Below are 25250 nucleotides of genomic sequence, written 5' to 3'. Positions count from 1 at the left end.
ATACTACTTTTATGAAACTTCTTGGCAATATTGTGTGGCTGATATTCGGCGGTCTTTTCATTGCTGCAAGCTGGTTAATTATAAGTTTCCTTCTTTGCATAACCATTATTGGCATACCATTCGGCATTCAAGCATTCAAAATGGCAAAGCTCACGCTCACACCATTTGGAAAACACGTTATTTACCAAGGCGGCACTAGCACAATTTGGAACATACTATGGATTGTATTTTTCATTGGGCCAATGCTTGCGTTAGGCTATATCGTTTCAGGATTCATTTGCTGCTGCACAATTGTTGGCATTCCATTTGGCATACAATCTTTCAAAATGGCAAAACTTGCGTTGTGGCCGTTTGGTTCCGAAATTGTAGAGGATAATTACGCACCATACGTACGCAAGTAATCTGCAGCGCGCGAAGCTAATTCCTCATCCATAACTGGCTTGCCATCAGCATTAACTAAGCGCTTTGCTGCAGCAAAAATTTCGCGCACGTTTGCAATTGGCAAAACTGGGAATCCAAACTCCTGCTCTACTGCTTTTACTGCAGAAAGCTCACTGTCTTTCGTGCGTTCCATTCTGTCTACTGCCAAAATCAAGCCAACAACTTCAACATTTGCTTCCGCTTTAAGCTTTGGCAAAGTTTCACGAACTGCAGTTCCAGCTGTCATCACGTCGTCAACTAACAGAACTTTCATGCAGTCTTTTAACGGCTTTCCAACCATAATTCCGCCGTCGCCATGATCCTTTCGCTCTTTGCGATCGAAAGTAAAACCAACAGGCATATTGTGATTATTCGTCAAAGCCATTGCCGTAGAAACTGCCAGCGGAATGCCCTTATAAGCAGGACCGAAAACAGTGTCGATATCTTGCGGAAGTTTGCCATCTTCGATTGCTGCAACAACGCGCTCAGCGTAGTATGCGCCTAGATTTGCGATTTTCATGCCGTCGTCAAAAGCGCCAGCGTTAATAAAATAAGGTGATTGACGACCAGATTTCAGCGTAAAGTCACCAAATTTAAGCGCGCCTGAATCAAGCAAAAACTTTGTAAAACGTTCGTCTAATTCTGCCATAATTAACTCTCTTTCTTAAAATAATTTTAAATACTTTCTAAATACGCTTACTTTCTTAATTTCAGCGCCAAGTCTTTCCTTCCGCAAGCAAAGACGCAAGCTTTGGACGAGAATCAAGCAAATCGTCAAGCTCGCGAGCAATGCGAATAGGAGCAGTAGGATCCACCAAAGCAGCAGCACCAACTTCTACAGCATTCGCGCCAGCATACAAGTATTCCAAAGCTTTTTCGCCAGAATCAATGCCACCAATGCCAATAATTGGAATATCTGGCATAGCTTGACGCACTCTCCACACAAACCCAAGTCCAATCGGGAAAATAGCAGGACCAGAAACACCGCCCGTGCGGTTTGCAATAATAGGCTCGCCTGTTCGAATATCAATTCGCAAACCAACAAGCGTGTTAATCATGCTTAAAGCATCCGCTCCAGCATCAACTGCAGCTTTGCAAATCGAAACGATATCCGTCACGTTTGGCGTCATTTTTACAATCATTGGCTTAGCAGTCATTGCGCGAAGACGCTTAATTAATCGGTGAAGTGCCACCGGATCAGTGCCAACGCTCATTCCACCATGAGTCACGTTTGGGCAGCTTACGTTAATTTCGAGCATGTCTGCAGCAGAATCTGCAAGCTTTTCAACAACTTGCGCATAATCGTCGTCACTGTGCCCTGCAACATTAGTAATAACAAGCGCTCCCATGGATTTTAGTTTTGGCAACTCGTCTACTAAATAATGGTCGACACCAGGATTTTGCAATCCGACTGCGTTTACCATTCCAGAAGGAGATTCTGCAGTGCGTGGAGAAGGATTTCCTTCCCAAGGAACAGGGGAAACACCTTTTGTACAAATTGCGCCGAGTTGGCTTACGTCGTAAAAGCGTCGGCAAGCTGCAAGCTGGAAAGTTCCAGAAGCAGTTCCAACCATGTTTTTCCACTTAACGCCTGCGACTTGAGTTGGATGCTTCCAAACGTGGCTAGTGTCAAAGCCAAAAGTTTCAGCGGAATTTGTTGCGGAATTTGCGTTATTTACAGAATTATTTTCGGCATTATTTACAGCACTCATATTTTTTACTCCCAACCCAAACGATTCGCATCAAAAACAGGACCGTCGTTGCAAACTTTCAGCCTGCCTTCCAAAGTGTCAACAACGCAAGCAACGCAAGTTCCGTATCCACAGCCCATACGCGCTTCTAAACTGAGCTGGCACTCAATATTTCTTTCATGCGCCCAGTGAGCTACAGCTTTCATCATAGGCAAAGGTCCGCAAGACAAAATAACCGTTGGCAAATCGTCTTCGAAATTAAAATGCTTAACTTTTTCAAGTTCGTCAAGAAGTGTAATAACAGTTCCTTCAGCATTTGTAATACTGTGTACGTCTGAAATATATTCTTTCGTTAAATCATCTGCAAAACGCTTGTTACGGTAGCCAAGCACTGCAGTTACGTTAGAATCTTCACGCTTTGAAAGCGCTTGAGCAGCACACAAAATAGGTGGCACACCCAAGCCGCCACTAACCAACACATAATGTGCAGGTTTGGAAATATTAAAGCCAAGTCCCAAAGGTCCAAGAGCGTCAACGCTATCTCCTGGTTTAAGCTCAGCAAACTTAGCAGTACCTTTGCCAATCACAGCAAAAATCAAAGTAAAAGAATCACCTTCTACGCTTGCAACTCCAAAAGGACGCGGAAGCATAGCAGTTGGATCAGGGGAATACAAGTTCACAAATTGCGCAGGAGCAGCTTTTTTAGCAATCTCTAAATCTCGCAAAGTCAAACGGTACACGCCTTCGTCTAGCTTCTCATTATTGAGCACTTCTACAGCTCTGCGCCCCCAAAGGCGCGAATATTTTGCATTATTGCTTTCGTCTGCAGAACTTGAGCCGGAAGAATCAAAAGCGTCTTCACGTAACGTAATTATGGCGTTTCCAGAGGCTTTTCGCGTTGGAATAAACATGCCATCACTCATGTGGTTTCCCCTACCCTTGTATGTGTTTTGTACCGTTGCGTTTTGGTTACTTTTTTAGTTTTGATTTTAATTTATTTTTTAATTTTATTTTTAAGTTTTATTTTTTGTTATACATTTTGTTATACATTCTAGCGATACACTGCATTACGCAAGTCATCTCGCATGTTTCTCGCGGCAACAGCTGCAGAATCACGCACAATATCAAGAACGTCATCAAGAGACATATGCCCTTGATTTTTAGCGTAATCTTCAGACTTTTTCCAAGCACCAATAATACCGCGCGAAGAATTTACAATAGCACCTTCAGAATTTGCATCAAACATTCCAGCAACATCTTGAGCAGTACCGCCTTGAGCGCCATAGCCTGGAACCAAGAAGAAAGTATGCGGCATAATCTCGCGCAAACGCTTACCCTCCTGCGGATGCGTGGCACCTACAACTGCACCAACTCTTGAATAACCGTGCTTGCCAATGCTTGAAGCACCCCAGTTCTCAATCAAATCAGCCATATGCTCATACACTGGCTTGCCATCTTGCAAAATAAGCTCTTGAAGCTCCTTGCTAGAAGGATTCGAAGTGCGAAGCAGCACGAAAATGCTTTTATCATGCGCTAATGCTTCATCGATAAAAGGCTTCACACCATCCGAACCCATATAAGGGTTTACTGTAAGCGAATCTTCATGCCAAACGTCAAGATTTTTAGAACTTTTTAGAAGATTTTTAAGAGATTGCGGCACCGCGTTGCTATTAGTGGCGTCGTCTTCAAAATATGAAGAAAGATTAGCGAAACCGCTTAAATGAGCAGCATACTGACCAGCTGTAGAGCCAATATCTCCGCGCTTTGCGTCACCTATTACAACTAATCCTTGCGATTTTGCGTACTCGCAAGTCATTGCGTACGTGTCCATTCCAGCGGAACCGAGAGCTTCGTACATTGCAATTTGCGGCTTTACTGCAGGCACAAAATCTGCAACCGCGTCGATAATAGCGCGATTAAACTCAAAATAAGCTGTAGCTAAAAGCGTTGGCAGCGCATCCTCGCCTTCTACTTCTTGCAAAACTTCGTCCGCAAGAGAGCTAATAATTTCCACAGGCACAATTCCAGGCTTAGGGTCCAAGCCCACAACACTAGGATTTTGCTTGACTGCAATCGCTTCAATAAGTTCGTCCATAATTTACTACCATTCCAAATTTATATTTAATCAATCACATTCTCGAGAAAGCAATTTCTGAACCAATAATCGTCGCAACCGGCCTTCCTGTAAGTTGCCATCCATCAAAAGGAGTATTTCGAGCTTTTGAGTGGAACAAATTTGCGTCAACCGCCCAATTTTCGCGCATATTAATCAGCACTAAATCAACGTTTTCAGGGTGCTCAGTAATATTTAAACGCAGCGTTCGCTTGTTTGCGCATCGCGAAGAAACATTAAGCAAAGCCGCAATATCAGTAGGTCTTCTGCTCATCAATTGCATTGGATTTACTGCCATCAATTCGATTAAATGCTTGTCATCCGTATACCCGGCTTCTACAAGCACTTTTCTGCAAACGCCATACGCGCACTCAAGCCCAATAATTCCGTTAGGAGTGCTTGCAAAATCTCCCGACTTTTCTTCCGCAGTGTGAGGCGCGTGATCTGTTGCAATCATGTCAATTGTGCCATCCGCAATAGCAGCGAGCGTTGCTTGACGATCCGCTTTTGAACGAAGAGGAGGATTCATTTTAGCCATCGCGCCATATCGCAAAACATCCTCATCACATAAAGCTAAATAGTGAGGCGCAGTTTCGCACGTAATTGGCAATCCCTCTTTTTTTGCTTTACGAATCTCCTCAAAAGCAGCAGCAGTGCTCACATGCTGGAAATGCACGTGTACGCCAGTTTCTTTGGCTGCATCAATATCTCTTTGCACAATTGCAAGCTCAGTAGAAGCTGGAATTCCACCAACACCAAGCATTTTTGCAATCGGGCCCTCGTTTACAGCTCCCGTATCATGATGCTCACAATGCTCAACGAAAGGCAAACCAGTTTGTTTTGCCATCGCTAATACATCTCGCAAAATCGGTTCGGGCACTGCAGCACCGTCGTCGCTTATAGCAGTAATCGGGTGCTTTTTCATAGGAGAAGTTTTTTCGTCGTCGTCGATTCCAGCAACATACTTTTTCCAAAGCTCAATATTGCTTGGCTTTAAACCTTTACGTCCCAATGATGCACACACGCTCAAATCGTAGCGAACTGGCAATTTTACGCCGTAAATGCAACCATAACGCTGCAAATAGTCAACTACATTTTCTACATCAAATGGAGCATCTTCCCAAGGCTCGCCGTCAAGAGCTGGAACAGTATTTGGCATAATCAAAACTTGCGTATAACCGCCAGCCGCCGCAGCCTCACTGCCGGTCATCATTGTTTCTTTTGCTGTTTGCCCTGGATCTCTAAAATGCACATGCGGATCTGCAAAACCAGGAGCAACAACCCAATCGCTTGCGTCAATGTCGCCAGTAACGCGCGCATTCTGCTCTATAAGGGCATCCTGACGAACGCCATCAACAATAAGATCAATACGTTCGCCAGTATCCCACACAGAGATATTGCGCAAAGTTAAGGTGCCTGATTCGTTCATTTCACTCCTGGTTTTGCGTAATTTTTACAGTTATACAATAATATTACATTTTGTTTACTGTGGCGCGAGTTTTGGGGGATTTCTCTCCTCGCACGTCCCGTCCTTCAGTCGCTTTGGCTGTTAAAGGTTTTACTGTCTGCTTTGTTCTTTAAAGAACGTTGCTCCATCAGTCCTCTTTTAGTGCTCGTAAAGAAATCCCCCAAACTCTGCGTGTTTAATCGTTAATAACCGTGTTAATCGCAGAGATTTTTCGATTTTTCTTCTTCGCTTGGCGAATCAGCAGCCTGCGGCTCTGACGTTCGCCGCGCTCAGTGCGAAAAATCTCAAATCTCTACCACACTAATATCCACACGAATAAATAACGAAGCAATCAATATGTAAATAACATACAGCAAATTTTACTTGGTTTCTGCTTCTTCGTCGCAATACATGCAACGATACTCGTGCCTTACGGAATCAGCTTTGTAGAACTTGCGTTTAAGAGTTAGCTCACTGTTTGTTATGCAGCGAGGATTCGGGCAAGTAAGATTTTCAGGCGCATTCACATCCGTTACATGCACGCGAGGATCCGCTAATGAAATTCCGTGCGCGTCAACCGATTGCAATTCGTCTTCTGGAACGTTCACAAAATCAGTTGGCTCGTAGCCGCAAAGCTCGTCGCCAAGAACGGAACTTTCCAAAGCCATGCGCATAAGCATACCGTTTTTAACCTGCTCAAAGTATGCTGCGCGAGGATCGTCATCAACGTCAACAGAAATCTCATTAATTCGCGGAAGCGGATGCAGCACAGGCATATGCGACTTTGCTTTTTGCAATTTTTCTTCAGTCAAAATATACGTGTCACGAAGTCGCAAGTACTGCTCGCGATCCGTAAAACGCTCTTCTTGCACGCGAGTCATGTAAAGCACGTCAAGCTTGCCAATAACTTCCATCAAGTCGCGAGTTTCCTCGTAAGTACACGAAGGCGTATCATCAATGCGGTCGATTACGTACTGAGGAGTTTTAAGCTCATCTGGGCTAATCAGCACAAAATGAACGTTTCCAAAGCGGCACAAAGTTTCAATAAGCGAGTGAACTGTACGTCCGTAAGTTAAGTCGCCGCACAAGCCGACAGTGAGATTATTAAGGCGACCGAAACGCGCAAGAATAGTTGCCAAGTCTGCAAGAGTTTGAGTTGGATGCATGTGACCGCCGTCGCCCGCGTTAATAATAGGCGTGCTCACAGCTTGCGTTGCAACAAAAGCAGCACCCTCCTTTGGGTGACGCATTGCAACAACATCAACATAATTAGACACGACTTTCAAAGTATCGTTTACAGTCTCACCTTTGCTTGCGCTAGAAAGTTGCGCACCTGCAAAACCGATTACTTTTCCGCCTAAACGCAGCATTGCTGTTTCGAAGCTTAAGCGAGTGCGCGTGCTCGGCTCATAAAAAAGAGTGGCCAACACTCTGCCATCGCAAGTGTGAGCCACTTCTTTACGGTGCGAATCAATGTATCGCGCTTTGTCTAAAAGCATTCGTATTTGCGCAGTTGAAATATCGTCTAATGTAACAACACTTTTGCCCGCTAGAGAATTTGCAATTGTGCTTAGAGAAAAAGTTTGATGCAAAGAACTAGAAATTGCGTTCGTCATAATAAGTACCGCTCACCTTCCGTCAATTGGCAAGACGGTCGCAACCACACGCGACCTACGCAATTTTACTGATTAGCGTTGACGAATCCCCAACCCCCGGAGTGGCGACATACTAGCATTAACTACAGCAAAATTAGCGAGCGTAGAAAAGACGAGACATGATTTCGCGGCACTGACGCATGGTTGCTAGAAGATCGTTTTCAAAAACGCGGCCCTGGTTAGGCTCGTAACCAAGGTAAGTTGCGATTCCGCCCAAAGAATACGAGTCAGTTGGAATAATATCTGCGCGAGCCATTGAGCCAGACCACAAGAAGTTTGCGTTGCGCACTGCAGAACACATATGCCAGCAGCGGCTTAAAACTTCAGCATCCTCGTCGCTTATAAAATGCTCAGATTGCAATGCTTTCAACGCTTGCATAGTTCCAACTACTCGTAAAGACTTATGCTTTGAAGCATATTGCAATTGCATCAATTGCACGGTCCACTCAACATCGCTTAAACCGCCACGACCAAGCTTCAAATGCCTATCCCTACTCACACCTCGAGGCAAACGCTCCGCTTCCATGCGCGCTTTAAGCTTACGAATTTCAGCAAGCTGAGATTCACTAAGAGGATTTGCAGCGTAACGCAATTCGTTCACAACGCCATCAAGCAAAGCATCCGCCAACTTTTTAGAACCTGCAGCAAAACGCGCTCGCAACAACGCTTGATGCTCCCAAGTGCTAGCCCACTGACGATAATAATTTTCGCAAGATTCTAGCGAACGAACGAGCGGACCGTCTTTTCCTTCCGGACGCAAATCCAAATCGACCATGATTTTTGGTTCAAGCGTAAGAGGACCTTGCAAAATATTGCGCAAAATATCTACAGTTTTTTGCGCAAAGCGGTGAGCTGCGTTTAAATCGCAATCTTCACCAACCGGCTTGTAAATTACCATAATATCTGCGTCAGAACAGAAGTTTACTTCTCTACCACCGTAACGACCTAAAGCAATAATAGCAATTTCAGCTTGAGGAGCATTCAAATTCATTGCTGACACAGCTTCACGCATAGACCATTGCAAAGTCGCATCTAAAATAGCATCAAACACGTCACTCATTGCAAGCATAGAAGTATCGTCGTCAATAAGACCACACATCCAAGCTAAAGCAACTCGCTCAATTTCCTGCCGGCGAAGAGCACGCAAAGACTGCGCAAAATCCGCAATATTACTTGCATAACGCGCAACCATTGCACTAGTTTGCATGTCGAGACTTGCCCTATCGCGCGCAGATAACGCTTCGTCGTCACCAAGCCAAGTAATAGACTGCATCGACTGCATCATAGCGTCGCCAAGATATCGAGAATCCGCCAAAACGTGGCAAAGACGCTGAGCTGCGGAAGGAGAATCACGCAAAAAACCAAGATACGTGTTCTTTCCGCCAAAACGCTCCGCAAGACGCCTCCACGCAAGCAAACCCATATCTGGATTCTGCCCGTCGCCAAGCCACTTCAACACTGCCGGAAGCAAAATTCTATGAATTTTAGCAGCCCTAGAAAGCCCCTCCGTAAGCGCTTCAACATGCAACTGTGCTGCACGAGCATCCGCAAAACCAATAGAAGCAAAGCGAGCGCGAGCAGCCTCCGGCGAAAGCACAATAGGATCCGCATCCGTTTGAGCGTTAATAGGAAGCATCGGACGGTAGTAAATATCCTTATGCAAGTGCCGAATTTCACGACGAGCTTTATCAAAACGCGCAACCAACTCTTCCGGACGAAGCCGCACAGCACGAGCAAGACGACAAATCTGCTCATTATTATTAAGCTGCTCTGTAGAAATTGTGCGCGCACGATCCAAACCGCCGTTTCCTTGCGCACCCAAATCTGGGAACAAATGCGTGCGATGCATACTCCACATTTGCTGACGATGCTCAAGAACACGCTCAAAACGGTAGTGTTCTGCCAAAAGCGCAGCCTGAGACCTAGAGACGTAGCCACCTTGAGCCAACGCTTGCAAAGCAGAAATAGTATCCCTTACTCGAAGCGACTCATCCTCACTTCCGTGCACAAGCTGCAGCATTTGCACAGTAAACTCAACATCACGCAAGCCGCCGCGGCCAAGCTTCATGTCTAAATCGCGTTGAGAAGCCGGAATAAGCGACTCCACACGCTGACGCATATGCTGGCAGTCAGCTACAAAATGCTCACGACCAGAAGCCTTCCAAATAAACGGCTCGACCATATCGCGATAAGCTTTTCCAAGATCCGCATCCCCTGCTGCAGGGCGCGACTTCAAAAGCGCCTGAAACTCCCAGCTACTAGCCCACTTTTCGTAATATTCCCTATGAGAATCAAGCCTACGAACAAGAGGACCATCCTTACCTTCCGGGCGAAGCGCAGTATCAATCTGCCAAAGCGGAGGCTCCACAGAGCCCATAACCACTGACTGGCATACTTTTTGCAAAACCATCGCCATAGAAGCACCAACACGCAAGGCAGCGTCCTGATTCTGCTTGTTGCCGGAGTCCGCAGGCTCCACAACGTAAATCAAATCGATGTCGGAAACATAGTTAATTTCTTGTGCGCCAAGCTTACCCATAGCAATAATCGCAAATCTGCATGCGGAAGAACCAGTAACCTGACCGCGCGAAATAGACAACGCTGCCTCTAGAACAGCATCCGCCGCGTCGGAAAGTTTGCGACTAATATCTGGCTGCACTTCAACAGGGTCAGCGCTAGCTAAATCAGCCGCCATAATTGCAGCAACATGCTCACGGTAGCGCGCACGAAGCGCAGAAACCGCTTGCGCAAAGCCGAGGGATGTTAAGTAAATTGTGTTGGAATCGCTGCTTTCAGAAGCAACAACTGTTGCAGTATACGCTTGTATTGCTTCGAGTAGGTCTTTTACGCGCTCTTCCCTAGTCATTGCAAAAAGATGATTCGGGTCGTTTGCCGCGGCTTTTATAAGATTAGGTCTTGTGCGCATAAGCATTGCCAACGCGTTAGACGCACCTAATACTTGCATCAGGCTTGTTAATGAGTCAGATATTTGCGAATTTGAAGTTGAAATATTATTTATTATTTCGGGGTATGCTTCACTTAAATCTTGCAATGAAAGCAATGCGGAATCTGGATCTTCAACTGTAAGCGCGCTTCTTAATAATGTTTCAAACGATATTTTATTGCAGTTTTTGCGTATTGCCATCATTGCGCAACGTGCGGCATCCGGGCGAGAAAAGCCGGCTTTAATAAGGCTTCTTGAGGTGAGTGCGGAAGAGTTTGTGCTGCTTTCGTTGCAGTTGGTTTCAGTAGTTGCACTATCTGTTATGTTCGCACTTTCCATACCGCAACTTTACATTGTGGTGGTGTACAAAAATCCCTCGCGGATTATCGGAAGATAACCTGCGAGGGATTTTGTTTACGAAACTCGCGTTGGAAGTCCACTGGACTTCCAATCCAAGCGAGTTTCCGCTTTGAAGGAGCCTGAAATTCCAATAATTTCAGACTCAGTCAAAGCGCGCACGAGACTACTCGTTGGAGTGCTTGCGGCGGCGAGAAGCTACGCCTGCAGCACCAAGACCAGAGAATACTGCGGCAAGACTTGCAAACAAGCCAGTTGCAGCACCCGTCTTAGCAAGAGCGCTAGCATTACCGGAAGCGCCAGAAGCATTACGCCATGCAGCCTTAGCAGCCTGAAGCTTCCTCAAAGCCTCATCAACCTGAGCCTGAGTAGCATTCTTATCAGCAAGCACACGCTTAGCTTCAGCCAAAGCACTCACGTAAGCTTTAGCAGCAGCAGTGTTCGACTTAGACGCAGCAGAAGAATCCGCTTCAGAATTATTAACTTCGACTTGCAAAGCAGACTTATCAACCAAAGCACTCTGAGAATCACTAGTATCAAAACCATCCCCAGCATCAGCATCGGTATCATAGCCGCTACCGCTACCAACACCACTGCCAGCGCCAAACGGGTGATTAAGCTTATACTTAGCAGCCTGAAGCTTCCTCAAAGCCTCATCAACCTGAGCCTGAGTAGCATTAGGATCGTTAAGCACGCTGTCAGCCTCAGCCAAAGCCTTCTTATAAGCCTCAATATCGTCGCGTTTGCCAATAATGAAGTACAAAGACTTACGGAACTTAGCATCACCATCAGCCTCATCCTGAAGCTTAGACTTATCCGTCTTATTAGAATCAGTAAGCTTCTTCTTAGCAGCCTGAAGCTTCTTCAAAGCCTCATCAACCTGAGCCTGGGTTGCATCCTTGTCGCCAAGAACCTTGTTAGCGTCTTCGAGAGCCTTCTTGTAATCCTCAAGAGCCTTCTTAGACTCGTCATCACCATTAGCTTGAGCATTCTGATACTCAGGAGTCTTGGTGAAGTCGCCATTAGCATCCGCTTCGGACTTCAGATTGTCTTTCTTAGTTACATAGTCTTTTTCTATCTTCGACTTAGCTTTTTGCAAGGCATCCAGAGCATCGTCAAGGTCTTTTTGGGTTGGAGCCTTTTCACCTGCTGGAAGATCAGTCTTTGGTAAACCTGTAGCAGGGTCAAACTTGGCAAGGAGCTTCTTAGCAGCGTCAAGAGCTGCCTTGTAGGCTGCCATGTCGGTGTTATCCTTGCCGTCTTCGCCCTTCACAGCATCAGCGTTCTTGAACGCAGGAGTGTTCTCGAACACGTCATCACGCGGGTCGTCGTCGCCGTCCTTAGACTTGTCGACTTCCATTTGCAACACGGTCGAATTGGTCTTGTAGTTGGCAATAATCTTGTCCTTGATTTTCTTAAGAGCCTTCTTAGCCTCGTCAACTTCTTGCTGAGTTGGGAGCTGATCCTTTGGAACGTCAACTTCTTGACCATCCTTCGTGACCTTACCATCGTTCTTATCGATGAGTTCCTTAGCCTTAGCCAAAGCTTGCTCATACGCTACAAGGTCATCAGGCTTCTTATCTCCATCAACCTTTGCTTTGAGGTTCTTGAACTCTGTTGTGTTCTCAATGTCAGGAACCTTAGTTGTGCCAGTATTATCCTTATCGTCAACTTCCTTTTGCAAGTCAGTGACGTCGGTCTTGAAACCATTGGTGATTGCAGCCTTCGCAGCCTTAAGTTCATACAAAGCCTTGTCTATCTGAGCTTGGGTTGGACGATCTTCTGGCTTCGCGTTTGGATCAGGATTCTTGACCTTGTTGACGAGTTCCTGTGCAGTCTTGAGCTTGTCAGCATAGGTCTTGAGCTTTGCAGTTGCGGAGTTAGGGTCCGTTGTATTTTCTTCTGTCTTCGCCTTTTCGAGTGCATTCTTGTATGTCACCGACGCCTCAAACGGAGGAACAACTGGCTTGCCGTCTTGATCCTTATCGCCAACTTCGCGTTCAAGCTTAATTGCATCAGTCTTATATTCCTTTGCAATCTTATCTTGAGCGTCTTTCAGCTGTTTAAGCAGAGCGTTTACATCTTTTTGCGTTGCCTTTTGCTTCCAAGCTTTGTCATTAAGCTTGTCGGTAACTTTCTTCAAAACATTATCGAAGCCCGTGTCGCCACCATCTGTACCCAAGGCAGCTGTAGCACCTTGATCACCAGCAGTCTTCTTAGCAACAGCATTTAGATACTCAGGAGTCTTCTTAAAGTCGCCACCTGCAAAGTCTTTAGCAGAAGTCAACGGCTCAAGATTCGTCTTGTAGTTATCAGTAATCTGCTTCTTAGCTGCTTTAAGAGCATCGAGCGCATCGTTAATCTGCTTTTGCGTTGGACGTTCGCTGTTCTTCTTGCTTGTATCCTTTGCATCACTTACTAACTTGCGAGCATTTGCAAGGGCTGTCTTGTAAGCAGTAATGTCTGCATTTTCATTACCATCGCTTGTCTTAGCTTTAGCATTTTTGAACTCTGGAGTGTCCTCGAACTTGCCAGTTGCAACTGAGCCTTCAGCATCAGACTGAGACTTCTCAGCTTCACCGTTCAAGGCTGTTGTGTCAGTCTTGTACGCGTCAAGCTTGGTACGTGCTTCATCAAGATCCTTAAGCGCCTTGTTGATGTCTTTTTGAGTTGGCTTTGCGTCTTGCGGCGTAGCTTCATCAGCATGCTTCTTCAAAAGCTCCTGAGCTTTTGTCAAAGCTTCATCATACGCCTTCTTGGCTGCGGCTGCCTGATCATTCTTATTCGTATCAGGAACAAGCTTGCCACCCTCTTCCTTCATGAAGTGAGGGTCAGACGCATTGCGATACGCATCAGAAGTAACAGTGCCTTCCTTTGCAGCTGTAGACTCTGGATCTTGCGTGTTACCGTGCTTGCCAACACTATCCTTGAGCGCTTTAACGTCAGTCTTGTAGGCATCAAGAGCTTTACGCTTCTCGTTCAAGGTATTAAGTGCATCATTGACTTGCTTCTGCGTTGCGTCAGGATTCTTGAGCAAGTCTTTAGCTGCGTTAAGAGCGTCACCATAAGCATCTACAGCAGCCTTAGCAGCATTATTCTTAGTATCATCAGCAGTCGTACCGTCAGCTTGCTTGAAATCAGGCTGCGAAGCATTCTTAAACGCAGGGTTTTGATGCGTGGCCGCGTCCTCGTTAACAGACTTAAGCAAATCATCGGTCTTAGTCGCAAACTTATCCAAGCCTGCAACAGCCTCTTTAAGCTTTGCAAGGAGCTTTGTCACATCCCTATTCAAAGGCTGACCCTTAGCGTGGGACTGGATGTTCTTAAGATAGTCAGGGCTACTAGTGTCTCCATCCTTTGCAGGAATATTATTTGTTGAGATTGCAGCACTACCAGGCTTGCCATCTACCGTATCTTGAGGCATCTTATCATTAAATGCATCTTGCAAAGCCTTAAGAGCATCATCGTAGGCTTGCTTTGCCTTAGCTTCCTCAGAACCTGCAGCACCAGCGGACGCGTTTAGATACGCTGGGCTTTTAGTTATAGCCAAGCTGTGAAGCAGCGCCGCAGAAATCTTGCTGGTGTCGGTGGCGTACTTATCGATTGCCTTACGGGCTTCAACAAGCTTATCCTTAGCCGCGTCAACCTTTTTCTGATCTACGGTGCTCCCTGGCTTCTTTAATTCATCCATCAAGTCTTTTGCAGCATGATAAGCGTCGTTATAGTCTTTGAAGTCTTTTGCGGCTTGAGAATCTTTGCCCTTAGCTTGCGCTTCATCAAAGGCATTGAAGTACGCTGGCATCAAATAACCGCTGAAGTTGTCCACAAGTGCCTGCGCAAGATCAGTTGCTTTTGTTTGATAAGTTTCAGCATAAAGTACCTTTTCAGCATCTTCAAGATCTTTCTTAGCCTTATCTACATCGGCCTTTGTAGCGTTCTTGTCACCAAGCACTCTCTTAGCTTCTGCAAGCGCCTTATCGTAATCCTCAACAGCCTTTTTAGCAGCCGCGTCAGTGTCTTTCTTCGCGGCGGCGTTCGTGTAGAACACGCTATGCTTGTTAGGATCTTTTGGATCAGGGTTATCTAAAGTCTTTTGAACGGCAGCGTCAAGAGGAGCCTTGTTGGTTGCGTTCTTGTCGAGCGCATCCTTAGCTTCCTTAAGCTTCTTGATAGCCTCGTTCACTTCCTTCTGAGAAGCGTTTGGATCGGCGACTACCTCACCAGCCTTCTTAACAGCGTCGTCGTAAGCCTTGCGCTGTTCAGGAGTAGAGTTTTGGTAGGTTGGGTCGGCAGTCTTAAGCTTCGCTTCATCTTGCTTATCAGCATCGCCCGTGTACACCTTGCCGTGCTGAGCGATAGCATTATTCAACTCATCCTTGTTGGTGGTAAATTCGTTAAGCTTTTCGCGCGCAGCATCAAGCTTGGCCTTGGCTTCGTCAACAGCCTTTTGCGTGGCGTTATCATCAGCTGTTACAGTCTTGGCTTTCTCGAGCGCTTCATCGTAAGCTTTTTTAGCAGCCTTAGCTTTCTCGTTCTTAGTGGTATCAGGCTTGCCATCAGGTGTCTTGAAGTCAGGATCGCTTACGTTCTTGAACTGGTTCGTTGATACCGTACCAGACGCAGGGTTAGCGCCTTCTGCAGCCTTACCATTGGCTTCAATCGAGGCGTTCAGCTTATCCTTGTTGGTGTCAGCACCATCAAGCTCGGCGCGTGCCTTATTAAGGTTAATCGTCGCGTTATCGATTTGCGCCTTCTGCTCTTCGGTAAGGTCTTTTTCTTGCTTGTCTTTTACCGTGTCAAGCAAGTCTTTTGCAGTCTTTAATGCCTTGTCATACGCCTCTTTCTTCTTATCAGACGCGTTGTAATAGGCTGACTGCGTTGGAACTTCATTGCCATCAACAGCAACAGTCTTGTGCTCCTCAACAGATGTCTTCAAATCACTTGTTTTATGATTTGTCTGCGGCACAAAGATAACGTTAATTGCCTTAGGCGTATTCCAAGGTTGATTGCCGTTTTCCATGTAAACATTTCTATACATCGTCAATCCATACGGCAAAACAAACAGGCGCGCCTTATATACCTTGTCTTTTTTAGCAGCAACAAATACCGGTTTAGCTTCATTATCCCAGGAATACGAACCAGCTTCCGATAAATTATCGCCGAGGTCCACACCAGAATTATCAACCTTCTGACTATATTGCCAATAAGCACCGCTCATGTTGCCAAGCGACAACTCAGTGGTAGGTTGATCATCTTTGATCACGTAGCCTACATGCGACTTCTTGCCTTTTCCATCCACGCCCTCGTGATCAAGCTTCTCGTTGCCCGTGAGGTCACGCAAACCAGAGTTTGGATCCTTTGGTGTAGCTTTCAGCAAATTAAGAATCTTATTTGTATCAAACTCTTTTGCGGCCGTTGGATCGTAACGGTAAATGATTGTCTTCCGATCTTCGCTCCATGAGAGACCTTCATCACTGTCACGACCGTCAATCTTATTTTGCTTCCACGAAACGTTGTAATCCTTGCGAATATCTGCCAAACGCGTGAGCTTGTGCGCCTTTACATCAGACTTAAACTCGGCAACTGCCTTATCGGTCTTAATCTTAACGGTAATTATATTTTCTGCTTGACCATTCGAGATGCCCTTATTAGAGTCACCAGTTGCAGTAAGATTGCCCTTAAGATATTCAAGCGAAATCTGGTTCTCGTAGTCAGTAGCGCTTAATCCAAGATCTTTATTTTCTTTATTAGCTTCGTAAATAGCCTTCTTAATGCGCGCAATCTCGGCATCGTTGTAAGCGAGTGGATTGTAAACAATGGTTGCTTTATCGGCTGCAGGAACAGAAATATCCTTTTCTTCAATCTTCTTCAACACGAGGTCGCGCAAAGGAATCTTAGGAGCGTCCTTTGGATCCACGCCAGCAAAGTTGATAGTGAATTCACCCTGGTCGTTAATGGTCACCTGATCTAGGCTTACGTTATTAAGGCGTGCAAGCTTCTTCTTAATATCTTCCTTAACTTCAGCCGAAACCTTAGTCGGGTCCTCAACAATCGGCTTATCGATACGCGTATCGTAGCGCGCAACTGTAAGCGGAATAGCCCCGGACTTAAAGCCCAAATCCGTAACCATATAGGTGTTAAGAGTCTTCGCACCAGCTACATAAGAGTTTGTATCGCCAGCTTTTTTAGCATTAATAGCATCAAACGTAGTCTTGTCGTAAGCATCCGCAGAACTTACCTTAATATTTTCTGTAAATTTACCAGAAAGCTGATCATTTACCGACTTTTTATCACTACGCGCGGTTTCAACATTGCCAGCTTCAGTAATTGCTGCTTGAACCTTTTCAGGAGTAAGCTCTTGGTTATACTTAAGAACCACAGAGCCGGAAGTCTTTGGCGGAACAAGCGTTACAGCGCGGAATACATTTGTTTTATAAGCAATAGTTTCTTTATTATCTTTATTAGTTACATACACAAAAATAGATCGACTGGCTGTATACTTCTCAGCGCCTCCATTAAGGTTACCATCCCTAAAAAGAGTTGTCATCTTAAGGTCAGCAGAACCATCATCATTCGCAGTAAACTTATATTCGCCAGAATAATCTTGGTGTTTGCCTGAATCTTTCGAGTAAAAATCAATACCTTTCTCACTTTTCGCATTATTGAAACCATTCGTCTTAGCAGGGAAAATAGCGATACTGGTAATCTTGCCATCTTTTGGCACTGCAAAATGGAAGGTAACAGTATGATTTTCACCATCTACGCTGTATGTATTGTCTGAGCTTCCCCAGCCATACACGTTCGGCACAGTGTCAGCGTTATTCTCGTTAATTTCAATCTTGGTATTAGCTTTATCCGTTGTATCTGGCTTAATTCTATTAGGATCTTGACTTTCTGCACCATCAGAATCGCGATCTTGACCAGCAGTAGTATTTTCCTGCTTCTGATTTTCTTTATCAGACTTATTATCTTCAGCCTTTGCTACAGACTGCTCAGGATTCTTATTCTCTACAGTATTATCTTTAACCTGATTCTTATGTTCATCCTTCTGATCAGTCTGAGCATTATCTTCAGTCTGACCCTTATTATCAGCTTCCTTAGCTTCAGGCTTCTTATCTTCAGGCTTGGCATCAGCTTTATCATCAGAGTTACCAGCTTCAGCCTTCTTATCAGCACCAGCATTCTCATCAGCAGTCACAGCAGTCGGCTTAGTATCAGGAGCCGCACCAGTCTCCGCCGCCATTGCAGGAGTTGCTCCAAAAGCGAACGCAGCACCAGCCAGCACGCCTGCTGCACCAACCGTAAACGCCGCCACCTTGCGAGCATCCACAGCCTTTGCAATCGCGTTGCTTACTGCAGCATCAAGGGTTACCTTACGTGCGTGCTTTCCGGAATTTGAATTAGCCATTGTTTATCTCCTTAATATCGATTCTCTCTGAATAAGTCTTTATGAATTTATTAGCGAAAAGCTTAATGCAGTAATCAAACGCTGATTGAACTACGGTCAAATACATATGAGATTTCTGCTCAGCTCTCAAAAGCGCAATCTCTTTTGTTGAGATTTGTACTCAATAATACCGAATATACGAATATTTTGCAACGTATTTGTTATGATGTATAGCCTACTAACCCCCCCCCGCGAGACTTTATTTCAACGTTTTTGGCATATTTTTGGGGCGGAAACTCTCATAACAAATGTAAGCTAGATTACAGTTTTAATGGCGATTCCAAACACATGTTTAGAATAAAACGCAACTATTTTATGCATATATACATTTTTGCGCATTTATATACAGTCGCACAAATAAAACATATCTCGTAAGCGCGCTTAAACATGCACGCTCACGAGATAATGCTCAAAAGTCGCGCACACTACCCAATCTTCGTAAACAGCGGCTTCACATTCGCCCAAATCCTGCGCGCAATGCCCGGGTGATTCATGGTATACAAGTGAATACCATCCACACCTTCGGCAATTAAATCGTTAATCTGCTGGGAAGCAAAAATACTGCCAGCATCGCGCAAGCAATCAGCGTTACTCCCCCAGCGATCCATCATTGCGGAAACTTGCGAAGTAATGCGAGACGCACACAGGCTAGTCATGCGCTTAACTTGCGAAGCGTTCGCCACAGGCATAACGCCAGCTTCAATCGGCACGTTAATGCCGGCCGCACGAGCTAAATCACGAAAGCGCAAAAAATCCTCGTTATCGTAAAAAAGTTGCGAAATTAAATGCGTAACGCCAGCATCAACTTTGCGCTTAAGATTCTCAATATCCGCTTGCAAACTTTCAGCTTCCGGATGCTTCTCCGGGTAGCAAGCGCCCAAAATCGGCAAATCCGGGCGCTTGGAACGAATGTATGAAACCAAGTCACTAGCGTGCTCAAAAACGCCTGCCGCTTCCTGGCCCGCAATCACGTCTCCTCGCAAAGCCAAAACGCCAGAAACGCCAGCATTATCAAACATTTCCAAAGCTTCATCAACAGCATCGTAATCAAGGTAGCGAGCAGTCAAATGAGCAACCGCGTCAATGCCATATTCGGAGCGAATCGTATGAGCAATACGCGCAGTAGCAGTACGATCCTGCAGCTTTCCAGTGCCGTAAGTAACCGAAATAAAATCCGGGTCAAGACCCTTCAAGCCATCTAAAGTATCGTAAATCGTACCAATAGGAGATGTGCGCTTAGGTGGGAAAACTTCCAGCGAAAACTTTGGTTTATACGGCATAACTCACCCCTTGCACTGCGAATTGCACTGCGAATTGCACTGCTGAGCATTAGAAAGCTCCGCACGAACCTCTTTAGCTGCAGCAACAAGATTCTCCAAGCTTGGCCAAGTTTCAGCGTCTCCGCGAGTTTTAAGACCGCAATCCGGGTTAATCCAAAGCTTCTGAGCAGGCATCTTGCGCAAAATCTCGTGAATACGCTCCACAAGCTCCGCCTTACCAGGTACGCGCGGAGAATGAATGTCATAAACTCCAGGGCCAGCCTCAGTCTCAAAATGCGCGTCGTGAATAGCATCAAGAACAACCAAGTCGCCGCGAGAAGCCTCAAAAGAAATCACATCCGCATCCATAGCGTCAATATCGCGAATAATGTCATTAAACTCCGAATAGCACATATGCGTGTGAATTTGCGTAGTCGCAGCAACAGCAGAATGAACCAGGCGGAAAGCAGAAATCGCCCAATCCAAATACTTCTTATGCCAATCAGAGCGGCGAAGCGGCAACTTTTCGCGCAAAGCAGCCTCATCAATCTGAATCACGCGAATACCAGCGCACTCCAAATCCAACACTTCATCGCGAATAGCAAGAGCCAACTGCTGAGTCTGCTCTTCGTGCGTAATATCTTCGCGAGGCCAAGACCAGTTAAGAATCGTCACAGGACCAGTAAGCATGCCCTTAACAATATGCTTCGTGCAGCTTTGAGCGTAAGCGCTCCACTCCACAGTAATTGCAGACTCGCGAGAAACATCCGACCACACGATTGGAGGCTTCACGCAGCGCGTGCCATAAGACTGCACCCAAGCGTTCTTCGTAAACTTAAAGCCGCGCAAATGCTGGCCGAAATATTCAACCATGTCGTTGCGCTCAAACTCGCCGTGAACAAGCACATCCAAGCCAATTTGCTCCTGATGCTCAATGCACTTAGCAATGCGATCGCGCATAAACTCGTCGTAAGCTTCGCGAGTAATTTCGCCCTTGCGAAGATCAGCACGAGCGTTACGAATATCCTTCGTTTGTGGGAAGGATCCAATAGTTGTCGTTGGCAAATCCGGCAAGCCAAGAGCTTCTTTTTGCAAACGCTGACGTTCCGCCCTCTCCGGCAGTCTCACAAAATCAGAATCCTTAAGATTCGCAAGACGATTGGCAACAGAGGCATCCGCTTTCACTCGCGAACCGTCAAATAAAGCCTGATTTTTAGCCAAAACGTTACTCGATTTGCGGCTTTCGTCACTTTCTACAGCAAGATTGGCAATATCGCGGATCTCTTGCAACTTTTCAACAGCAAAAGCAAAATGTTGCAAAACATCCGCACCCAAAGCATCCTCACCAACAGTGCTAAAAGGCACGTGAAGAAGCGAGCAAGCAGTAGAAACAGCCACGCGATCCGTAACATTCTCGCGCAAAGCGTCAATAAGCCCAAGGCTCACAGCATAATCGTTGCGCCAAATATTACGGCCGTTCACAACGCCAGCAAAAAGCGTAGTTTTTTCGTTCACGCCGTAACGCTCGATGGCTGCAAGATTTTCGTCCTTGCCTTCCACCAAATCAACACCAACGCCATCAAAACCAAGATTATTCACAGTCTCGTAAGCGTCAGCAATATTTCCAAAATAAGTGTTAAGAAGAAGCTTAACTTCCGCGCCCCTAGCCTCAAGCAAAGGATTATACAAAGCTTCAAAAAGCTCCAAATCGCCTTCCTCTTTATCCAAAGCCAAATAAGGCTCATCAAACTGCAGCCAAGTTGCGTGAAGCTCGCCAAAACGCTTAACAATACTCGCATAAGCAAAAGCCAGAGCCGAAATCACAGACTCAGTTACTTCCAACTCCTGAGCTTCAGGAGTACGAGCCAACTTCAAAAAAGTGTACGGGCCAATCAGCACAGGCTTCGTTTCCAAACCCTGCGCGCGAGCCTCCAAAAACTCATCAAAAGGCTTAGTTCCAGCCAAATGCAAGCCTTCCGGATTCTCAACTTCCGGAACAATATAGTGGTAGTTCGTAGTAAACCACTTCTTCATCGGCAAAGCCGTCACATCTCCGCGCTCGCCCTGGTAGCCGCGCGCAATAGCAAAAAGCGTATCCTCAGCATGCTCAAAATTCAATTTACGATAACGCTCAGGCACAGCACCAAGCAAAATAGCAGTATCGAGCATTTGATCATAGTAGCTAAAATCGTTACTTGGAATTAAATCAATCCCAGCTTCAGCTTGCAAACGCCAATGCTTAGCTCGCAAAGACTGAGCAACTTCACGCACTTCATCCAAAGAAGCATCCTGCTTCCAGTAACGTTCAATAATCTTCTTCAACTCACGATTAGCGCCAATACGTGGGAAACCGGAAACAGAAGTAAAAACCGCAGACATACATCCTCCAAAAAATTTCTTTGACTCGCTTTAGCCTAGCAAAGAAATGCTTGAATGCGGTCATTCAAGAACTTGGGGTGTCGTTATAAGCTTAATTTATATGCTTAATTTCGTATGGTTAGGCGAAGGATTTGGGGGTGAGGATTGCGAGTGCTGTGGCGCCGCGCAAGCCGCAAGTCGCGAATGGACGATCAGACACAAGCACCACAACCGACGCATTAGCAAGCCCCAAACGCATCGCCCCAAGCACATCCGGATCCGAATCCGGCGAAGAAAGCCACTGCGCAGCCATCGACATCGTTGGCTCATGACCCACAATCATCGTCGTATGAACATCGCCTCGAATAGCTTGCAACTCGGTCATAACCGATTGCATACCACCATCGTAAAGACTCTTGCGCGACTCAACCACAGGCGCATCGCCAAAACGCTTCAACATTCGCTTCAAAGTTTGCTCAGTGCGGTTCGCGCTAGAACACACAATATAATCCGGCACAAGCTTCAAAGACTCCAAGCCCTTTGCCATAATTTTCGCCTGCTTCAAGCCCTTATCTGTAAGGCCACGACCCCAATCGTCACCCATTTGAGGAGCCTCAGCTTTAGCATGACGCATCAGCAACAAAACGTACTTACTATGATGTGCTTTTTTCATAAGCTTTTTCATTGGTGATGCCATAATGCTCTCCTACTTAGCTTGATTATGCGCTGATTGTTGTGCAGACTGCGAATCTTGCAAATCTTGCGAATCTTGCAACTGCAAATCTTCCGGCAATTGCGCAAGCTGCACGTCTAAATCGCGCAAAACTTTACGCAATTTACGATCCGAAATATCGCGCAAAGACAAGTCTTCCAACTGTTCAGCGCGCTCTTCTGCTGTCATATCGTCAATATCGCTCACAGTATCTTTAGTACCGTGCTCACGCTTCTTCAAAGCACTAAAACCTTCTGCCATTGCGCGAGAAACAATCAAAAATCCAGTGTGACCAATCATCGCGTGATCCGGGCGCACAGCCAAACCTTGCGCTTTCCACGTGCGCTCCAATGTTTCCTGAATTTCCGGCTCGGTCCACACGCCGCTTTCTCGCAAAGCTTCAGCCATTCGAGACATTTGCGTAGTAGTCGTCACGTACGCAATAAGCACGCCTCCCGGCACAATAACGCGATGCGCTTGTTCGAGGCGATTCCAAGGATCAAGCATGTCGAGCATAATGCGATCCACGCTGTGCGCGTCTAAAGTTTTTGCAACAGAATCAAAATCGCCAGTAAGCAAATTCCACCATTCTGGACGCTTTCCGTAGTACAAAGTTGCGTTAGATTCAGCAATTCGCGCAAAATCCGGGCGAAGCTCAATCGTCGTAAGCTTTCCGCACTCCCCAACTGCGTCCAAAAGACTTAAGCTCATAGCTCCAGAGCCTGCACCCGACTCCAAAACGCGCATGCCGGAGCGAATATCTCCTAAAGCGATTACTTGAGCAATATCTTTCGGATACATAATTTGCGCGCCTCTAGGCATAGAAAGCACGTAGTCAACCATGCGCGGTCGCATAACTACGTAATCCCAGCCACCAATAGCGCGTGCTGCTTTCCAAGGCTTGTTGGACGATTTAGAAGGATCAACAATAGTTTGCTGAGCTTCGCGCTTTGCGCTCACAGTAGTAATTACAACGCCTTCGCTTTGACCAATCACGTCGTCGTGACAAATAAGACCGTGCTCAGTTTGCGTAACACCGCCTGCAACAAGTTGTGCAGTAATTCGCTTACCTTTACGATCGGTGAATTGAATCTTCTCACCTACTCGCAACACTCCACTACGCGAATTAACTGACTGCACAAAACACCTCACTTATTTTAGAGCGACTTTTTAGTACGACTTTTATTACTAATTTTTAGCGACTTTTTAGCGCGATTTTTATTATTTCTACTATTATAAGCTCACCGTTGTAAGCGGCATAGCAGAATCGATTGCAAAATCAGGAGCAGAAGGACGAACACCTGCTTCCACCAAATTCACGCCGAGCATTGCAACCATCGCACCGTTATCCGTGCAAAGCTTAAGCTCCGGCAAACGCACTTCAATTCCATGCTCTTTGCCACAAGCCAACAAATGCTCACGAAGCTGCGAATTAGCGGAGAAGCCGCCGCCAATCATCAACGTTTTAGAGCCGTACTGCTCGCAGCCCATCATAGCTTTTCTGGAAAGCACTTCCGCCACAGAATTAGCCAAAGAAGCGCACACGTCGTCAACTGGAATTTCAAGACCTTGAGCCTCACGCGCTTCAACCCAGCGAGCAACAGCAGTTTTTACGCCCGAGAAGCTGAAATCGTAAGGATGCTCTTTGCCAGAACGCCCCTGCGTCAAGCCTTGCGGAACTTTCAAAGTATCCGGGTTGCCAAGCCTGCCATGCCTATCAATATGAGGGCCACCCGGGTATGGGAATCCAAGCAAGCGCGCAACTTTATCGAAGCACTCGCCGGCAGCATCGTCCAAAGTTGTGCCAACAACGTCAATACTTCTAGCAATATCGTTCACGTGAAGAAGCGAAGTGTGGCCGCCGGAAACAATTAAAGCAAGCACATCTTCCGGCACGTCACCGAATTGCAATTGCGTTACTGCAATATGCCCGATTACGTGATTAATGCCATAAATCGGCTTATTTGCAGCCCAAGCTAGCGCTTTAGCTCCCGAAACACCCACAGCTAAGCAACCAGCTAAACCAGGACCTGCGCTTACTGCAATCGCGTCAACATCGCTTAAATCCATGTTTGCGTCTGCTAAAGCTTTAGAAACAACCGGCACGAAAGCTTCGGCGTGAGCGCGAGAAGCAATTTCTGGAATCACACCGCCGTAGCGCGCATGCTCTTGCATTGAAGATGCCACCACATTTGACACCAGCGTGCGTCCGCGCACAATAGCTGCGGCTGTTTCGTCACAAGTTGATTCAATTCCCAATACGATTGCTTCGCTCATTTTATTCCTCGTTATTCCTCGTTATTCCTCAGTTCCGTTATTTTTTGCGGTTAGATTAGCGCACATCGTGTACGCGTCCACGCCTTCTGGCTGATAGTAACGTTTTCGCAAACCCATTTTCTTAAAACCAAAACGTTCATACAACGCGAGCGCAGGAACATTGTCAACTCGAACTTCTAACAACATGCGTTTAGCACCAATTTTTTCTGCGGTTTTGATCATAGTTGATAAAAGTTCCGACGCTAAGCCTTTTCTTTGATATTTTTTCGCAACGCCAATTGTCATTATTTGCGCGTCATCGCCATCAAACCAGTAGCCTGCATACCCGCATAACGTATGCGTATTTTCGTCGATTTGAGCGTAATACGCGCGCATAGGAGCTTGCAATTCTTGCGAAATCATGCTCTCATTCCATGAGCCTTTGCCAAATAAGTCGGCTTCAATAGGAGCTATTTTTTGCGCTAACTCATCGCAAGTAAAATCGCATTTCGGCACTATATTGCAATTCTCGGCTACTGCTGGAAATTTAGAACGCGTTATATCAACAATCATAATTACTCAAATCGTTAA

The 25250-nt window shown here is 46.0% G+C and carries 15 protein-coding genes; 1 reads left to right on the top strand and 14 read right to left on the bottom strand.

What is annotated here, in order from left to right; genetic code table 11:
• Positions 1 to 11 precede the first annotated feature (11 nt).
• Positions 12 to 401: a YccF domain-containing protein gene (locus tag HXT34_RS01940; RefSeq protein WP_421785248.1), complete on the top strand. Its 390-nt coding sequence runs from the start codon at positions 12 to 14 to the stop codon at positions 399 to 401.
• Here the strand turns inward: HXT34_RS01940 and pyrE are convergent.
• The 14 genes from pyrE to rimI all read right to left on the bottom strand — a co-directional run bounded on the left by pyrE (position 377) and on the right by rimI (position 25232).
• Positions 377 to 1069 carry an orotate phosphoribosyltransferase gene (pyrE, locus tag HXT34_RS01935; RefSeq protein WP_421785246.1) on the bottom strand — a complete coding sequence of 231 codons (693 nt, stop codon included), beginning with the start codon at positions 1067 to 1069 and terminating at the stop codon, positions 377 to 379. The two genes, HXT34_RS01940 and pyrE, sit on opposite strands and share 25 nt — an antisense overlap.
• A gap of 61 nt (positions 1070 to 1130) precedes the next feature.
• Positions 1131 to 2132, bottom strand: a complete 1002-nt coding sequence (locus HXT34_RS01930) for a dihydroorotate dehydrogenase (RefSeq protein ID WP_415687114.1) — start codon at positions 2130 to 2132, stop codon at positions 1131 to 1133.
• 5 nt (positions 2133 to 2137) lie between these two features.
• Complete coding sequence (locus tag HXT34_RS01925; RefSeq protein ID WP_421785243.1) at positions 2138 to 3034, bottom strand: dihydroorotate dehydrogenase electron transfer subunit; 897 nt, start codon at positions 3032 to 3034, stop codon at positions 2138 to 2140.
• A gap of 128 nt (positions 3035 to 3162) precedes the next feature.
• A complete protein-coding gene (gene pyrF, locus HXT34_RS01920) occupies positions 3163 to 4206 on the bottom strand; it encodes an orotidine-5'-phosphate decarboxylase (RefSeq protein WP_421785241.1) in 1044 nt (347 codons plus the stop codon).
• 34 nt (positions 4207 to 4240) lie between these two features.
• The gene (locus tag HXT34_RS01915; protein ID WP_415682884.1) at positions 4241 to 5653 is read right to left on the bottom strand and encodes a dihydroorotase; all 1413 of its coding nucleotides are present in this window, start codon (positions 5651 to 5653) and stop codon (positions 4241 to 4243) included.
• 398 nt (positions 5654 to 6051) lie between these two features.
• Positions 6052 to 7287 (bottom strand): aspartate carbamoyltransferase, encoded by a 1236-nt coding sequence (gene pyrB / locus HXT34_RS01910; protein ID WP_421785239.1) that lies wholly within the window; start codon positions 7285 to 7287, stop codon positions 6052 to 6054.
• Between the two features lie 133 nt (positions 7288 to 7420).
• The gene (locus HXT34_RS01905; protein ID WP_419399110.1) at positions 7421 to 10609 is read right to left on the bottom strand and encodes a bifunctional [glutamine synthetase] adenylyltransferase/[glutamine synthetase]-adenylyl-L-tyrosine phosphorylase; all 3189 of its coding nucleotides are present in this window, start codon (positions 10607 to 10609) and stop codon (positions 7421 to 7423) included.
• 184 nt (positions 10610 to 10793) lie between these two features.
• Complete coding sequence (locus HXT34_RS01900) at positions 10794 to 18035, bottom strand: peptidase (RefSeq protein WP_421785236.1); 7242 nt, start codon at positions 18033 to 18035, stop codon at positions 10794 to 10796.
• 464 nt (positions 18036 to 18499) lie between these two features.
• The gene (metF, locus tag HXT34_RS01895; RefSeq protein ID WP_421785234.1) at positions 18500 to 19354 is read right to left on the bottom strand and encodes a methylenetetrahydrofolate reductase [NAD(P)H]; all 855 of its coding nucleotides are present in this window, start codon (positions 19352 to 19354) and stop codon (positions 18500 to 18502) included.
• Between the two features lie 3 nt (positions 19355 to 19357).
• Entirely contained in the window at positions 19358 to 21712 is a 2355-nt protein-coding gene (gene metE / locus HXT34_RS01890; protein WP_421785232.1) for a 5-methyltetrahydropteroyltriglutamate--homocysteine S-methyltransferase, read from the bottom strand.
• 118 nt (positions 21713 to 21830) lie between these two features.
• Positions 21831 to 22388 (bottom strand): SixA phosphatase family protein, encoded by a 558-nt coding sequence (locus HXT34_RS01885; RefSeq protein WP_421785230.1) that lies wholly within the window; start codon positions 22386 to 22388, stop codon positions 21831 to 21833.
• A gap of 9 nt (positions 22389 to 22397) precedes the next feature.
• Positions 22398 to 23543: a tRNA (adenine-N1)-methyltransferase gene (locus tag HXT34_RS01880; protein WP_421785228.1), complete on the bottom strand. Its 1146-nt coding sequence runs from the start codon at positions 23541 to 23543 to the stop codon at positions 22398 to 22400.
• 93 nt (positions 23544 to 23636) lie between these two features.
• Positions 23637 to 24680: a tRNA (adenosine(37)-N6)-threonylcarbamoyltransferase complex transferase subunit TsaD gene (tsaD, locus tag HXT34_RS01875; RefSeq protein WP_004106430.1), complete on the bottom strand. Its 1044-nt coding sequence runs from the start codon at positions 24678 to 24680 to the stop codon at positions 23637 to 23639.
• 21 nt (positions 24681 to 24701) lie between these two features.
• Positions 24702 to 25232, bottom strand: a complete 531-nt coding sequence (gene rimI / locus HXT34_RS01870) for a ribosomal protein S18-alanine N-acetyltransferase (RefSeq protein ID WP_421785226.1) — start codon at positions 25230 to 25232, stop codon at positions 24702 to 24704.
• Positions 25233 to 25250 lie beyond the last annotated feature (18 nt).

The sequence above is a fragment of the Gardnerella sp. DNF00983 genome, from assembly GCF_049244265.1.
In the GTDB taxonomy this organism is placed as follows: Bacteria; Actinomycetota; Actinomycetes; order Actinomycetales; family Bifidobacteriaceae; genus Bifidobacterium; species Bifidobacterium vaginale_J.
This window is presented reverse-complemented; position numbering and strand designations above follow the sequence as displayed.